This window comes from Paenibacillus sp. FSL H8-0457 (assembly GCF_038051935.1).
In the GTDB taxonomy this organism is placed as follows: Bacteria; Bacillota; Bacilli; order Paenibacillales; family Paenibacillaceae; genus Paenibacillus_AQ; species Paenibacillus_AQ lautus_A.
Window position 1 is genome coordinate 872,575 of record NZ_CP150293.1, and the last position, 16,180, is coordinate 888,754.

The following is a 16,180-nucleotide window of genomic DNA, read 5'->3' on the forward strand; positions in this document are numbered from 1 at the left end:
TAAAAAGGAGACACTCGCCATGAAGCTCTCTACGATTCAAAGATGGCTATCGCCCAGACGAAGCATTCAAGGGAAAATATTCATTGCGTTCAGTGCGGTGACGCTCCTGTCCATCGTCTCCATTACGGTCATCGTGTATATGAGCATGCGCGAGACGATCATGCAAAATGCCGTCACCTCGGTTTCGGACAGCATCCGGCAGGCGGATGAATCGCTGAATATGATGCTGGAGGAAATCGACCGGCTGAACACCGTCGTGGTGACCAACAAAAACACGGTGATCGACACGCTGCTGAGCCCCCATGAAGAGATTAGTTATGAATGGTTTCAGGAACAAAAGCGGATCGACGAGTTTCTCTCCGTCCTGATCGATTACAAGCCCTATATTTCGCGGATTGCGGTGGTCGGTTTGAACGGGAAGGTGTATTTCTCGGGCGGTCCGTGGCTGGACAAGACGGTCTTGGGCAGCCCCATGATGGATTACATGCTCCACAACGGATCGCGCCATGCGTATTTCAAGCAGTCGGGCGTATCGGATGCCATCACGATCGGCCGTGAGATTCGATATAACCGCGAAACGATCGGAGTGGTCATGGTGGATTTGAATTATGATTTTATCCAAAAAACATACGGCGTGAAGCCGACCACCGATAGCATGATTTATGTGCTGGACAAGCAGGGCGGTTTCGTCTATGAAGCCGAATCGGCGCCAGCCTTTGCCCCTTCGTTCGATAAGATTCTCCGTATCCATCAGGACCTTGCAGGAAATGGGGATGCCATCAAGCAAAGCATAGACGGCAGAGATTATATCGTCGTGAGCCGTCAATCCGGGTATACGGGATGGAGCACCCTGGCTCTGATACCAATGGACTCGCTGCTGAGCGAATCGGCAAGGCTCCGCAAACTGTTGGCGGAGGTATCCATCATCGTGTTTGTCGTTGTCCTGATCGCTTCGCTGCAGGTATCTTCCCGAATCACCCTCAACATCCGGCGATTGAAATCCCTGATGATGTTCGTGAAGGAAGGGAATCTGACGTTCCCCAAAAAGGAAATCAAAAGCGAGGACGAGACCGGACAGCTGTACCGTGTCTTCATCAGCATGGTGGAGGATTTGAAGCGGCTGCTGGAAGGGATCCGGGTCAGCGAGAAAGAGAAGCGGGAGGCCGAATTAACGGCGCTTCAGGCGCAGATTCATCCTCATTTTTTATACAATTCGCTGAATACCATCAAGTATTTGGCCAAGATGAACGGCGTGCCGAATATCGAAGAGGTGTCCGGATCGTTGATCGAGCTCATGCGCGGCGTTTTGGGCAATTCGAGCGAATTTTTGACGGTGCGGGAGGAGCTGGATTATGTGGAACGCTATATCTCCATCGTGAAGTACAGGTATATGGAGCCGATCCGGATGGTCACCCAGGTGGAGGACGAAACTTTGCTGGAATGCCGGGTCCTGAAGCTGATGCTGCAGCCCCTTGTGGAAAATGCCATCATTCATGGCATCGGACCGCTGGAGCAGGAGGGACTCGTGCTGATACGCGTATGTGAAGAGGGCAGCGACCTCAAGATTGAAGTGATCGACAATGGCAAGGGGATGACGGCGGGGCAGCAGGCGCAGCTTCTGGGGGAGACGTGCAAGAACGGAAATACATCCCGTTTCAGCGGCATGGGGGTACGCAATGTGCATGAGCGGATCGTTCACATGTACGGAGATGGCTACGGCGTCAAATTGTACAGTGAGCCGGGTTTATACACGAAGGCCGAGATCCGGCTTCCGAACATAGTGGAGAATAAGGATAAATCCCGACAAGAGGTGATATAAAGCCATGTTTCAAGTGCTGCTTGTTGACGACGAACCGCTGGTGCGGCATGATCTGCGAACGCTATTGGACTGGAATGAGCACGGATTCGAATTATGCGGCCAAGCCCATAACGGTATCATGGCGCTCGCGATGATCGAGCAGTCTCCTCCGCATATCGCGATTATTGACGTGAATATGCCGGAAATGAACGGCGTGGAGCTCAATCGGGCGATTAAGGCGCGGTTTCCGTCCATTCAGACGATCATGCTCAGCAGCTTTGATGATTATGACTACGTGCGGGAGTGCCTGAAGAACGGCTCCATCGATTATTTATTGAAGCATCGGCTGGACGGTGCGACGCTTGCTGCCTTGCTTAACAAAGCGGTCCTTGAATTGCGCCGGGCGGATCGGCTGCTGGAAGAGAGCGAGGCCCGCAAGGTTAAGACCGAGCGGATAAATCCCGTGCACATTCGCGACTACATCGCGCATCTGGTCAGGGGACGGAAGGAGGCAACCCTGGAGGTTGAGGCATTTTCGCGAGAAAACAGCCTGTACACCGGTGCGTCAAGCTATGCGGCCGCTGCCCTGCAGATTGTTCCGTTCCTGCTGCTGACGGAGTCATACAGCGACGTGCAGACGAATCGGCTGGTTCAGCAGGTGGTCGATATGATGCAGCAGAGCCTTGGCGATATCCGTGAGCGGACGGCAGCTTATGTGGAGGATGGACGGTTCATGATCGTGTTTGCGTTTAAGGAACGGAGCGAGCATGCCATAAAGAGCGAAATCGACGGACAGATGAGGAAGCTTCAGCATGCGCTTGAGCTGTTCCTCAATTTAAAATGCGTAAGCGCCGTCGGACATGTGTGCACCAGCCTGACCCAACTCGGAACAAGCTACGGCTCCGCCGAACGGTTACTCGATGCTTCCCGCTCGGAGCCGTCCGGCAGCAGCGCGGCCCCCAGGATGCCGGGCCGGGCCGGCGGGCTTGCCGATGAATACCACCAGCGCGTGTCTCTAACGATCGAGGAACACAAACAGCTGCTGCTTTCGATTGAACGACTGGACATCGAAGGCGTGCACGGTTTAATCGACTCTGTTTTTGCTTCCATCCACCATCTGCCGATCCATTCGCATACGGTCCAGATGATGGTCAGCGAGCTCATGCAAACCGGGGACAAGGCACTGAAAACCTGGCTGCCAGGGACGGAAGACGCCAAGGAAAAGCTCCCTTCCCGAAGCGAGCTCGGAAGGATCGGCAGCGTCGGGGAGCTGGTGCAGTGGCTGCAATCCTTCTATGCAGGCTTGCTCGGACTGCTGAAGCAGCACCGGGCTGGAGGGCCGTATTCCCGGCATGTCACGCAGGCCATACACTTTATTCTGGAGCGGTACCCGGGTTACGTGACGCTGGAGCTTGCCGCGGGCGCCATCGGCCTGAACTCCTCCTATTTGAGCCGAATATTCAAGGAAGAGACGCAGCGGACGTTCTCGGAGTATCTGAATCGGGTTCGGATCGATGCGGGGCGCAAGCTGCTGGAAAGCGGCAAATACTCGATCAAGGAAATCAGCGGACAAGTGGGGTTTACGACCCATAATTATTTTTTCAAAGTATTCAAGGAAATGACGGGCCTGACCCCGCAGGAGTATTTGAACCGCCTGGGAAGAGGATAAGGATAAAACCAAGTATTCGGATCGGCAGGGAAACGAACTCGAAAGCCGCCTTGTTATAAACCGTAAAATATGTGGAGTAAATGGTCAAATTTTTGTAACGGGCCGTCAAGGCGGCTGAATTATAATAATCACACACACCAACGGTAAACGCTTACAAATAAGGTTGGTGAATAAGAAAATATGGGGGTAGCTGATACATGCGTAGACGCTGGGGAAGAAACGCGGTCATCTTCATGATCGTTTCCAGCTTGATGCTGGCCGGATGCAGTTCCGATGGAGGATCGAAGAAGGAAGCCGCACCCGAAGGTGCGGAGAATGTCGTACATACCACGGGGTTTCCGATCGTGGATCAAGCGGTGGAACTGAAAATGTTCACCCGGATTGCACCCGTGAACGGTCCGTTCAAGGAGATGCCGGTATTCCAGGATTACGAGAAATTGAGCAACGTCAAGGTGGAATTCATCGAAGCGCCAACGGACGGCTTCCAGGAGAAGAAAAACCTGCTGTTCGCTTCCAACGAGCTGCCTGACGCCTTGTTCCGTTCCGGGCTCTCGCCGCTTGAAGCCGTTCGCTACGGATCGGCAGGCCAATTGATTCCGCTGGAAGGCCTTATCGACGAATACGCGCCGAATCTGAAGAAATTGATGGAGGAATATCCCGAAATCCGTTCGGGCATCACGACGCCGGAGGGGCACATCTATGCGATTCCCGGCATTGTGACGCTGGGCGCGGCGCGTACGGATAAGAAATGGATCAACCAGATGTGGCTGGAGAAGCTGAATCTGAAGGTGCCGGAGACGACGGACGAACTGTATGAGGTGCTGCTGGCCTTCCGCGACGGAGACCCGAACGGCAACGGGAAGCAGGATGAGCTTCCGATGACGGCACGTGTCGGATTGTCGATTGTGGCCGCGATGAGCGGATCATTCGGACTGGATACGCAGCTCGGGTATAACATCAATATCGAAAATGACAAAGTGAGCATCTGGATGGGCAGCGACAAAAATAAAGAAATGTTGATGTATTTAAACAAGCTATACAAGGAAAAGCTTTTGGACCCTGAGATATTCTCGCACACGGAAGCTCAGTATTTGGCCAAGCAAGGGTCGGGAAATACGGGATTCTTCTTTGACCAGACCAACAATAACTTCTTGTCGATCCAGGATCAGTATACCGGAATCGCGCCGCCGGCAGGCCCGAACGGAGACCGGATGCAAAGCCAGGCCTTGCCGATTGCGCGGGACTTTGGAGCCTTTGCCATTACGTCCATCAACAAGTACCCGGAAGTCACGATGCGCTGGATCGATTATTTTTACAGCGATGAAGGATCTACTCTTCTGCGGTTCGGCAGAGAAGGAGAGCATTACGAACTCAAGGATGGGATCCCGTACTATACAGAGGATTTCCTGAAGGATATTACCAATCAGGCCAAAATCACGCCTTATGCGGGAGGAGGGGCCCCTCACATCATCAGCGAACAGGTTGCTTCGTTCATCAACCCGCCGCAGGTGCAGGAGGCGCAGCAGCAGCTGGATCCGTTCATGCCGAAGGTTCGTTACGCCGCCCCGATGTTTGACGAGCAAACCGCGCAGCAGGTCAACATTCTGCGCAACGACATCGACAAATACTACGAAGAGCAAAGCACGAAATTCATTGCGGGCGCGCTTAGCTTCGACAAGTGGGGAGAATTCCAATCCACGCTCCAAAAGATGAAGATCGGCGAACTGGAGAAATTGTATCAGGATGCTTATGACAAGATGGAGAAATAAAGCTGCCACATCATCGTGAAGGAGTGGATGCCCATGAAGAGCGCCAACGCCGATAAAGCGATGGTTCTGCCTCGAAGCGATTCGAGGCGGGGCCCCCGCCTCTTAAAGCAAATGGCCAAGCGGTATGATCTGTATCTCATGCTGCTACTGCCCATCGTCTGGTATTTGGTGTTTCACTACGGTCCGTTGTACGGGCTGCAGATTGCCTTTAAAAATTTCAATCCGGCCAAAGGCATTCTCGGCAGCAGCTGGGAGGGCTTCGGACACTTCGAACGCTTCTTCGACTCGTATTATTTCTGGCGGCTGCTGTGGAATACGCTGTCCATCAATTTGTTCTCGCTCTTGATTGCCTTTCCGATTCCGATCCTGCTGGCCTTAATCATCAGCGAAATACGCAGCAAGACCTTCAGCAAATGGCTGCAGAACATTACGTACATACCGCATTTTATATCGGTAGTTGTAATCGTCGGCATCCTGAATGTGTTCCTGTCGCCGACCAGCGGTCCCATCAATCTGTTGATCGAGGCACTCGGCGGCACGCCGATCCGCTTTCTGGAGGAAGCGGGCTGGTTCAAGACCATCTTTATCGGTTCTAACATATGGCAGAGCATGGGGTGGCAGTCCATTATCTACATTGCGGCGCTGAGCGGAGTGAACCCGCAGCTGTACGAGGCGGCGAAGATGGACGGGGCTTCAAGGCTGCGGCGCATTTGGCATATTTCCTTGCCGGGCATCGCGCCAGTCATCATTATTTTGCTTATTTTGGATATCGGCCATTTCATGAACGTGGGCTTCGAGAAAATATTATTGATGCAGAACAACTTGAATCTGGAATCAAGCGACGTCATCTCCACGTTTGTCTACACGACAGGCATTTTAAAAGGGGAATACAGTTACACGGCCGCGATCGGGCTGTTTAATTCCGCCATCAATCTGGTGCTGCTCCTGCTGGTGAACCGCATTGCGCGCAAGACGTCGGAGACGAGCTTATGGTAAAGGGGGGACCGACATGTCCAAACCATCGACAGTAAAGGAAGCCTCGAGTGAACGGCTATTCGACATCCTGATCTACGCGATCGCCGCTATCATTATCGTCATCGTGCTGTATCCGCTGTTGTTTATCGTCAGCGCTTCGTTCAGCGACCCGGCACGGGTATTGAACGGCGAAGTTTGGCTGCTGCCGAAGGGCGTGACGCTGGATGCCTATGAGAATATTTTGCACAACGACAAGATTTGGACGGGATACCGCAATACCATCCTTTACACGACCATCGGCACGGCGATCAATATCATCATGACGATATTGGCGGCCTATCCGCTGTCGAGACCCGATCTTCCCGGACGCAACGGGATCATGGTACTGATCACGCTGACCATGTTCTTCAACGGCGGGCTGATTCCGACTTATCTGTTGGTCAAGGACCTGGGGATGGTCGACACGATGTGGGCGCTGATCATTCCCGGCGCGATCGCCACGTACAATCTGATCGTAATGAGGACGTATTTCCAATCGAGCATTCCCTGGGAGCTGCAGGAGGCGGCCCATATCGACGGGTGCTCCAATTGGAGGCTGCTGTTTAGCATCATCTTGCCCTTATCGAAGCCGATCCTGGCGGTCATGGTGTTGTTTTATGCGGTCGGCCATTGGAATTCGTTCTTTAACGCACTCATATACATCCGAAACGAAGATCTGCACCCGCTTCAGCTGGTGCTGCGCGAAATTTTGCTGATCAGCCAATCGGATGCCGTGGACGGCAGCGTGGGACTGGAAAAAAGCATCCTGCTGGCCGAAAGCATCAAATACGCGGTCATTATCGTATCCAGTTTGCCTGTACTGCTGATGTATCCTTTGGTGCAGCGGCATTTCGTGAAAGGCGTCATGATCGGCTCGATCAAGGGGTAATGCCGGTATGATCGCACGGCTCACCCTAAAATTCCATTGGAGGTTATATTCTTGAATACGAACGCAACGATTACCATTGATTGCAGCCGCAAGAGCGAGCATGAGATTAATCCGTATCTGTTCGGTCATTTTGTGGAGGATATCCGGGACCATATGGAGGCGATGCTCGCGTTTCCGCTGAAGGACATGGATTTTGAGAGCGAGGCAGAAACGATGACGCCGGTATCGGGAAGCTGGCGCGCGTATTCGAACGGACGCAACACCCAGTACGCGATGGAAGCGCCGGCGCCCCGGCATTCGGGAAGAGCCCAGCGCATCCGCATCCTGAGCGATGACGAAGCTTATGCCGGCATAACGCAGAAGGCGGCATTAAAGGGGCCGATGAACTATACGGTCCGGCTTGTCGCCCGCGCCTCCATTGAGCTTCAATACGTGATGGTGGAAGCTGTCGACCGGCGCACGGAAGAGACGCTTGGACGGCTTCGCATGGAGCTTGGCAGCCATAACTGGCAGCACTATGAGGAGCAGCTGTCCATATCGCGCGAATGCACAGATGCCGAGATCCGGGTATATGTTCCGGCTGAGCATCCAAGGTGGATCGATCACGTGTCCACCGGCATGCTCTGGATCGATCACGTCTCTTTGCTGCCCGTCGACAGCATCGCCATGGTCAAACGCGAAGTGGTCGAGATGACTAAAGATTTGAATGCGGGCATGATGAGACTCGCAGGCAATTACATCAGCGCTTACCATTGGGAGCATGGCGTCGGTCCCGTCCTGGAAAGGCCGGTCATGTACAATGAGGCCTGGGGAGGGTGGACCAGCAAATATTTCGGAACGGACGAATTCATCCGTTTTTGCCGAGAGCTGCAGGTGGAGCCCCTGATTTGCGTGAACGACGGATCGGGCACCCCTGAAGAAGCCGCGCAGTGGATCGAATATTGCAACGGGAGCGCGGATACGCCGATGGGGGCTTTACGTGCCCGGAACGGCTTCCCTGAGCCGTATAACGTCAAGTACTGGGAGATCGGCAACGAAGTGTGGGGCCAATGGCAGGTCGGAACTTGCACGGCAGAGCGGTTTGCGGAGCGTACGATATCGTTTGCCAAGGCCATGAAGGAGGCGGACCCCTCCATCGTGCTGCTGGCCTGCGGTCATTACGAGCAGAACTGGAATAAGGCCGTGCTGGACCTGGCCGGCGAGAGCATCGATTATTTGACGCTGCATTTGTATCACGGCTACGGCCCTTTCGGCATGAACCGGGATACGCCGGCGGAGGATCGCTATAAGGCGATTGCCTCTTATCCCGAGTGGACCCGGCACCATGTCCGGCAGACGACGGAGCTGATCCGGTCCCGCCCGGAGCACAGCCACGTCAAGCTGGCGATCACCGAATACAACACGATGTATTATCCGAATACGGTGCGAAAAGGGCTTCCGAACGAGCACACGCTGGGAGCCGCGGTGGCCAATGCCGCCAACCTGAATGAAATGATGCGCTGCAGCGACATGGTGCACATCGGCAGCTTCTCTGACCTGGTAAATGGCTGGCTGGGCGGCTGCATACGCGTCGGGGACTATTATGCGGACCAATACTGCGGCAAGCAGCCCGGCTGGAGCGGGCATCCCCTTACGATCTACGGGACGCCGACCTATGAAGTGCTGAAGCTTTACGCCAATCGGGACGTTCGGCGCGTCCTTCCGGTCCAAGCGGAATGCGGAACCTTCTCCGTGGCTTCGATGAAGGAGACGCCTATGGCGCTTGACGCGCTTCCGGACCTGGACATCGTGGCGGGGACGAATGACGACGGCAGCATCGTCACCGTGTTGATCGTCAATCGAAGCCTGGAAGCGGTTAGGGCCGTGCTGAATTTGAAGGCCTTCAAGGCTTCCGGGGAAACGACCCTTTACGAAATCACCGGCGATTCTTACGATGACATCAACTCCGTTTTCCAGCCGGAACGTATTATGTGCAAGGAAAGCAAGGTTCCTGCAGAGGCGTGGCGCCAAGGCTACGACTTACGGCCTTCATCCGTTTACGCACTGGAATTCAGAGCGCAGGTGTGATGATATGAAGCCGTCCTTTTAAAATGAATGTTTTCGTGCGAAAAAGTCGGACTGCGCTTGCAGTTTCCGGCTTTTTTTGCGCAGGGAACGGTTGCGTTCCGGCCTGAATCCATACAGGAAGATCGTACGAATGGACACGAAATGTTTCATGATTCATCGTTTAACTTATTTATGGGAAGTGTAATTAGAGACTAAATACAAGGATGGGGTGATTAAGATGTCAAACGGAACCGTTGTGAATCAGGAAGCGGTCGAGACCGTGAAGGATATTATCAAGGATATCGAAACGGCGATGTTCTCCACGATATCGGAGGGCGGGATCAATGCCAGACCGATGCAAACGCAGGATATCGAATTCGACGGCGACTTGTGGTTCTTAACAAAGCGGGATACCAGCAAATACGAAGAAATCCTGGCGAATCCCAACGTGAATGTCGCTTATGTGGGCAAATCCTACGTCTCGATCCGAGGCAAGGCCGAAGTCGTGGATGATCTGGAGAAGAAGAAGGCGCTCTGGAATGCGGCGTACGAAAAATTTCTGCAGACGTCCTATGACGATCCCAACATTATTCTGATCAAGGTGGACACGGACACCGCGGAGTATTGGGAAACCGGAAACAAAACGAAAACGGTGAAAGCCTTCTTCAAGAAAATGGTGGGCCAAGAGCCCAAGGGCGACTCGGATATAAACAAAACCGTAGATCTCCATTGATAACGAAATTCGTTCATTAGCAGTGGCAAAACCGCAGGATCCTGCATCACGATCCTGCGGTTTTTTTATATGTTAGCCGAACCCGCATGCGCATATCCTTCAATACGGATCCCGTTTTGGTTATGAATGGATGAGCACCGGATGGGGTGGGCACTTTAATACATAACAGGGCATATTTAGCACCAAGAAGGAATATACCTCATCAAACAAGTGAGAATTATGTGAATTCGTGCTGGAATTCGCCTGCAAACCATAACGTGCAACTGGATGGTTTGATTACCGTCATGATATAATTTTTTCATAAATATGAAAAGTAGATTCCAGGAGAGGAGGTAGTACATTGGGAAGGCGTTATTGCAAATGGATCAAATTGCGGAATTAGGTTGTAATATTCTCTTCTGCGAACTACCTCTTTTTCATGGAAATATCGTATATAGAATGACCTGTTCAGATGCAAAAGCACATGGCCTTTAATTCAATTTGGAGGTGAATCCCTCTGAAGAGGGAAATCATTGGACATTATTACCATCGTTAATTTAATCATACTTGCCATACTGATTGCGTTGACCGCTTTTTTCGTGGCGTCCGAGTTTGCCGTCGTTAAAATCCGCATGTCGCGGATCGATCAATTAATAACGGAAGGAAACAAGAAGGCGGTTGTTGCCAAAAAGGTAGCCGGCGATCTCGATTACTATCTCTCGGCCTGCCAGCTCGGCATTACGGTGACGGCGCTGGGGCTCGGGGCCATCGGCAAGCCGGCCGTTGAGCGTTTCATGTACCCGGTATTTGATTGGTTTGACGTATCGGCTTCAACGGCTTCGATTGCCTCATACGCCATTGCGTTCATTCTCGTGACCTTTTTGCATGTCGTGGTGGGAGAGATGGCGCCCAAGACCTTGGCTATTCAATTCTCGGAAAAGACGACGCTGCTCCTTGCAGCCCCGCTGTATTGGTTCGGCAAGCTGATGTATCCGTTCATTTGGGCGTTGAATGGAGCCTCGCGCGTGCTGCTTCGTGCATTCGGCGTAAAACCTGCGCCGCATGAGCAGGCTTATACGGAGGAGGAACTGCGCATCGTCATGGCGCAGAGCTTTCAGGGCGGCGAGATCAATGGGACCAAGCTGGCTTACATGGAAAACGTGTTTTCGTTTGATGAGCGCGTGGCCAAAGACATTATGGTACCGAGAACGGATCTGATCACCCTGGATAAAAGCATGGAATACCCGGACATCGTCCGTATCCTGGATGAGAACAACTATACGCGGTACCCTGTCATCGAGGACGGCAGCAAGGATCGGGTGGTTGGCGTCGTCAACGTCAAGAAGATGCTGCCCCATATCGTGGCCGGACGAGACCGCAAGCTGGAAGAATTCGTTCGGGACCTCCCGGTCGTGCTTGAAATTACGCCGATCCAGGATGCCATGCTGAAGATGCAGCAGGAGCAGATGCATATGGCTTTGGTGATTGATGAATACGGCGGTACGGCGGGGATCCTGACCCTGGAGGATATTTTGGAAGAGATCGTAGGGGAAATTCGCGACGAATTCGATGAAGATGAAGTAGCGGATATCCGGAAGATCGGGGAACGCGAATATCTGATAAGCGGACGGGTTCTCTTGGAGGAGCTTGAGAAGCGCTTCGGCTTGGTATTCGAGGATAACGAGGAGATGGATACGATCGGCGGCTGGATACAGTACCAGAAAGGCACGACGGCTCAGGACGGCGATGAGATCCAGCATGGCGAGCATATATGGGCCGTAGCGGAAACGGATAATTTTCAGATCAAACACGTCATTCTCAGACACGGATGATCTAGGGCATGGCATGATCCCGTGTACATTTAGACCATAACTTTTTTGGAGGTGAATCCCTCGCAAGAGGGAAATCATTGGACGGAATAATCGCGTTGAATTTATTTTTGGTAGCCGTGTTCATCGGACTGACTGCATTTTTCGTAGGGGCCGAATTCGCCATCTTGAAGGTGCGGCTGTCCCGGATCGATCAATTGATCGCCGAAGGGAATAAACGGGCGGTCACGGCCAGGAAGGTAGCCCATGAACTGGATTACTATTTGTCCGCCTGCCAGCTTGGAATTACCATTACGGCTCTCGTGCTGGGCGCGCTGGGCGAACCGACCGTCGAAAGGATGCTGCATCCGCTGTTTGAACGATTCGACGTGCCGGCGGCGGTGGCAACGGTACTCTCTTATGCCATTGCCCTCGGGATCATCACGTTCCTGCATGTCGTCATCGGGGAATTGGCACCTAAAACATTGGCGATCCAATTTGCCGAGAAAATGACGCTGCTGCTGGCGTCTCCCTTGTATTGGTTCGGGAAGATCATGTATCCGTTCATCTATGCATTGAATGGAGCTTCGCGTCTCCTGCTTCGAGTATTCGGCGTAAAGCCGGCAGGGCATGAAACGGTCCATTCCGAGGAGGAACTGAAGTGGATCGTGGACCAGAGCTACGAGAGCGGCGAAATTAACCAGACCGAGATGGGGTATTTGACCAATATATTTGCTTTTGATGAGCGTACCTTGCGCGAAATCATGGTCCCGAGAGATCGCATCGTTACGGTAGAACGAGGGTGGCCCCTTGCCAATATCCTGGAGGTTCTGGGCGAGTACGACTATACCCGTTACCCGGTGACGGAATCGGGACGCGCGGAGGATTTCATCGGGTTTATCCATACGAAGGAGATGCTGACGGGCATAGCGGCCGGAAGAAACTGCAGCGTGAATGACTTTATTCACGACATGCCGCGTTTCCCGGAGTCGTCTTCGATCAAGGACGTCCTGATCAAGATGCAGCAAATCCGCGTGCATATGGCCGTCGTGACGGACGAATCCGGCGTGGCCATCGGGCTGGTGACGATGGAGGATATTCTGGAGGAGATCGTGGGCGACATTCGGGACGAATCGGATCGTCGCGAGCTGCAGGGTGCACACGCCTAAGCGATGACGAACTAGCATCGGGCACGATCCAGGAATAGGGTTCAATGTCCTTGTGGCCACCCATCCGCGGTGAGAGGGCATGGAATTGCCGAAACATAAAAAGAGCAGCTTCAACACGAAGCTGCTCTTTTTGCATGTGTTCTATCGAGTAGGTCTGCGTGCTGCCCCCATCGTAAAGCCGAAGCTGTACGTGCGGTTGGAAGGCAGCGTGAATTCTTCATGGATCGGCGCTCCCCAGCTGTCGTCGCCGCCGACGCCCATTTGCTTGTAATTGATGCGCAGGACGGTTTTATCGCTTGGCGGGAGCTTGTACGCATGGTCGCTGCCCTCCAGTTCCTCCGGCGTCCACGGCAGTGCGCATACCTCCATGAGGGAGGAACTCTCGAATTCCAGTCCGTCCCCGCCACTCTCCCCGGTTAGCAGTGCGAAGCGCACATCCGTTTTATTCCCGCACTCTTGAGGCCTCAGATAAGGGACGAACTGATCGGCGACCTTGCCCTCGTATCGGCCGATTTTGGCTCCTGTCTTCCGGTCCCAATAATTATCATGCGGTCCCCGCCCATACCAGCTGAGCGTATCGAGTCCTTCATCCAGCAAGAACAGCATGCCGACTTCCGGAATGTCGGGCAGACCGGCACCAGGGATCAAGGTTTCATGCACGCGGACAGTGCCGTCCGGATAGATTCGATATTCCAGCGTCAGGCTGGATACGGGATTGGTTTCGATCCGATAGTGGCTGGAGACCACGACGGCAGGGCCTTCCGCATGCCAGCGCAAAGACAGCAGCTTTCGCCGATCATGGGCCGTTCTCCACACGCCGCTGCGTTCAGGAAGCCGGTTGCCCAGATCGTTGTCGGTGACGGCCCGCCAGAAATTCGGTCTTGCGGGGGCCAGCAGGCATTCCCTGCCGGACAGTGCGTAGGATGTCAGATCGCCGGTGCCAAGGCGGAAACGCAACGAGACGGCGGAACCCCTGATGATAAGCTCTTCATCCGACTCGGCAGCTTCCAGAGCCTGCACGTTTGCAAGAGCGTCCGTTTCGGGTTGCTCGGCTATATACGGCGTCAGCACAAACTGCTCCCAAGCCTCCTCATGTCCTGCAGGCGCCCACTTGGTGCTCTCCTTCCGAACGAGGGAGACGGTGAGAATCGCTTCTTTTCCTTCGTCCTCCACAGGGGAGTACGGAACGTGAATTTCCGCTTGCTCACCTGGCTGAAGCGAGAGCTCGAGCGTGCCGGATTGGCTGACTTTGCCGTTTAGCGTTACGTCCCATTGTACAAGATACGAATCGAGGCTGGTAAACAAGAAGCGGTTGCTGACCCGAATCCGGCTTGCGGCAGGATCCAGGCTTTCGAACTTGACGTTCTGGTAGCATTTTTTCACTTCGTCCAGCTTGGGGGTTTTGGTTCGATCCGCGAAGATCTGGCCGTTCCCGCTGAAGTTGCCGTCATGCGGCGTTTCGTTGAAGTCCCCGCCGTACGCCAAATATGGTATTCCGTCCGCCGTTTGGGTGAGGATCGCTTGATCGATCCAATCCCATATAAAAGCCCCCTGCAAAATGTCGTACTTCTCAAACAGCTCCCAATAGAGGTGAAGCCCGCCGCAGGAATTCCCCATCGCATGACTGTACTCGCAAATGATATAAGGCTTATCCGGATTGCTGTTGGCATACTTCTCCACATCCTGCGGCCTTGCATACATGGTGGATTCCATGTCGCTGGCCGCTTCGGACGCCCTGTAATGAAAGATTCCCTCGTAATGAACCAGCCGCGACGGATCGGCTTCCTTCAGAAAATCGTGCATCGCAATGAAGTTGTCGCCTCCGAACGATTCGTTGCCAAGCGACCAGATGATGACCGAGGGGTGATTCTTGTCGCGTTGGAACATCGAATTGCAGCGGTCCAATACGTTGTCGCGCCACTCCAGCTTGCTGCCGGGCACCGTTTCTTCCAGCTCCTGCTGCCCATACCTCCAGGTTCCGTGCGTCTCCAAATTCGTTTCATCAATAACGTATAACCCATATTCATCGCAGAGGTCATACCATACGGATTGATTCGGGTAATGGGAAGTCCGTACCGCATTAATGTTATGCGTCTTCATCAGCTCAATATCGGTGATCATGTCTTCACGGCTGAGAGCCCGTCCGGTATCCGGGGAGAATTCATGCCGGTTTACGCCTTTGAACAGAATGCGCTGACCGTTGATTCGCATCAGCCCGTCCTTCAGCTCGAAGCGGCGGAATCCCGTGCGGCAGCTTACGGCTCCGCGGCAAGCTCCGTCCGTATTCTTCAATGCCAAGACAACGGTGTATAAATAAGGCGATTCCGCGCTCCATTTCTCGGGTTCGGGGACGTTCATGCTCAGGGTAAAACTGCCCTCGTCAATGATGTAATCCGCAATGGTGAGTGTTTGTTTCTGGACCAGCTGCCGGTCCTGATCGTAGAGAAGCGCCTCCAACTGGAGCGTGTCCTTGTCGATGGTCTCGTTATAATAATTCGTGACGGCTGCATCGATTTGCAGCTCGGCATGCCGGTACTCGTCATCAAGAACCGGGCGTACGAAGAAATCGGAGATATGGACGGCAGGGACCGAATAGAGATAGACCTCGCGGAAGATCCCGCTAAGCCTCCAAAAATCCTGATCCTCAAGCCAGCTCGCGTCGCACCATCGGTATACTTCAACGGCCAATTTGTTCTTGCCCTCAACCAGATAGGGGGTAAGGTCGAACTCGGCCGGCGTAAAAGTATCCTCGCTATACCCGACCATCTCGCCGTTCACCCATACATAGAAAGCGGATTCAACACCTTGGAAGCTAATATAAACGGGTTGTTCCTTCCATGTGTCAGGTACCGTGAATTCACGGATGTAGGAGCCCACGGGATTGTATCGGGTCGGTGCGAAGGGGGCTTTCAATTCAGGCTCCGATTCGGCCCAGGGGTATCTTACATTCGTATATTGAGGATAGTCATAGCCTTGAAGCTGCCAATGGGAAGGGACGGGAAGATCGGCCCAGCTCTCGGAATCGTAATCGGCCTCGTAGAAATTTTGGATGCGCTCTTCAGGCGTTTTGGCGAAAGCGAATTTCCAGGTCCCGTTCAATGACTGATACCAGGGGGACATGGCGTGGTCAAGGCTCAGCGCCTCGGACTCCGTCGGAAAATTCATCATGTAAGCATGGGCCTTGTGACGGTTCAACTGAAAAATATTCGGATTATTATTCCATTCGGGATAACCGTTTGCAGGTGCCTGGTAAATGAATTTGGTACGCAATGTGCTCAGCTCCTCCTAGATTATGGTTTCCTTCTA

At 53.4% G+C, this 16,180-nt stretch carries 10 protein-coding genes; 9 read left to right on the forward strand and 1 reads right to left on the reverse strand.

What is annotated here, in order from left to right; genetic code table 11:
- Positions 1 to 19: 19 nt before the first annotated feature.
- The 9 genes from MHI43_RS03845 (at position 20) to MHI43_RS03885 (ending at position 12,874) form a co-directional block, all read left to right on the forward strand.
- Complete coding sequence (locus tag MHI43_RS03845; RefSeq protein WP_036664502.1) at positions 20 to 1,819, forward strand: sensor histidine kinase; 1,800 nt, start codon at positions 20 to 22, stop codon at positions 1,817 to 1,819.
- Between the two features lie 4 nt (positions 1,820 to 1,823).
- Entirely contained in the window at positions 1,824 to 3,467 is a 1,644-nt protein-coding gene (locus tag MHI43_RS03850; RefSeq protein ID WP_012818933.1) for a response regulator, read from the forward strand.
- 197 nt (positions 3,468 to 3,664) lie between these two features.
- Positions 3,665 to 5,236: an extracellular solute-binding protein gene (locus MHI43_RS03855; RefSeq protein ID WP_012818934.1), complete on the forward strand. Its 1,572-nt coding sequence runs from the start codon at positions 3,665 to 3,667 to the stop codon at positions 5,234 to 5,236.
- A 33-nt stretch (positions 5,237 to 5,269) separates the two neighbouring features.
- A complete protein-coding gene (locus MHI43_RS03860; RefSeq protein WP_036664499.1) occupies positions 5,270 to 6,232 on the forward strand; it encodes an ABC transporter permease subunit in 963 nt (320 codons plus the stop codon).
- Between the two features lie 13 nt (positions 6,233 to 6,245).
- Complete coding sequence (locus MHI43_RS03865) at positions 6,246 to 7,139, forward strand: carbohydrate ABC transporter permease (RefSeq protein WP_012818936.1); 894 nt, start codon at positions 6,246 to 6,248, stop codon at positions 7,137 to 7,139.
- 51 nt (positions 7,140 to 7,190) lie between these two features.
- Complete coding sequence (locus tag MHI43_RS03870) at positions 7,191 to 9,206, forward strand: alpha-L-arabinofuranosidase C-terminal domain-containing protein (RefSeq protein WP_036664495.1); 2,016 nt, start codon at positions 7,191 to 7,193, stop codon at positions 9,204 to 9,206.
- A gap of 217 nt (positions 9,207 to 9,423) precedes the next feature.
- Positions 9,424 to 9,918, forward strand: a complete 495-nt coding sequence (locus MHI43_RS03875; RefSeq protein WP_012818938.1) for a pyridoxamine 5'-phosphate oxidase family protein — start codon at positions 9,424 to 9,426, stop codon at positions 9,916 to 9,918.
- A 512-nt stretch (positions 9,919 to 10,430) separates the two neighbouring features.
- Positions 10,431 to 11,729 (forward strand): hemolysin family protein, encoded by a 1,299-nt coding sequence (locus MHI43_RS03880; protein WP_012818939.1) that lies wholly within the window; start codon positions 10,431 to 10,433, stop codon positions 11,727 to 11,729.
- 77 nt (positions 11,730 to 11,806) lie between these two features.
- On the forward strand, positions 11,807 to 12,874 hold the full coding sequence (locus MHI43_RS03885) for a hemolysin family protein (protein WP_012818940.1): 1,068 nt from the start codon (positions 11,807 to 11,809) through the stop codon (positions 12,872 to 12,874).
- Between the two features lie 141 nt (positions 12,875 to 13,015).
- Here MHI43_RS03885 and MHI43_RS03890 read toward each other — a convergent pair whose 3' ends face one another.
- A complete protein-coding gene (locus MHI43_RS03890; RefSeq protein WP_036664492.1) occupies positions 13,016 to 16,144 on the reverse strand; it encodes a glycoside hydrolase family 2 TIM barrel-domain containing protein in 3,129 nt (1,042 codons plus the stop codon).
- Between the last annotated feature and the right edge of the window lie 36 nt (positions 16,145 to 16,180).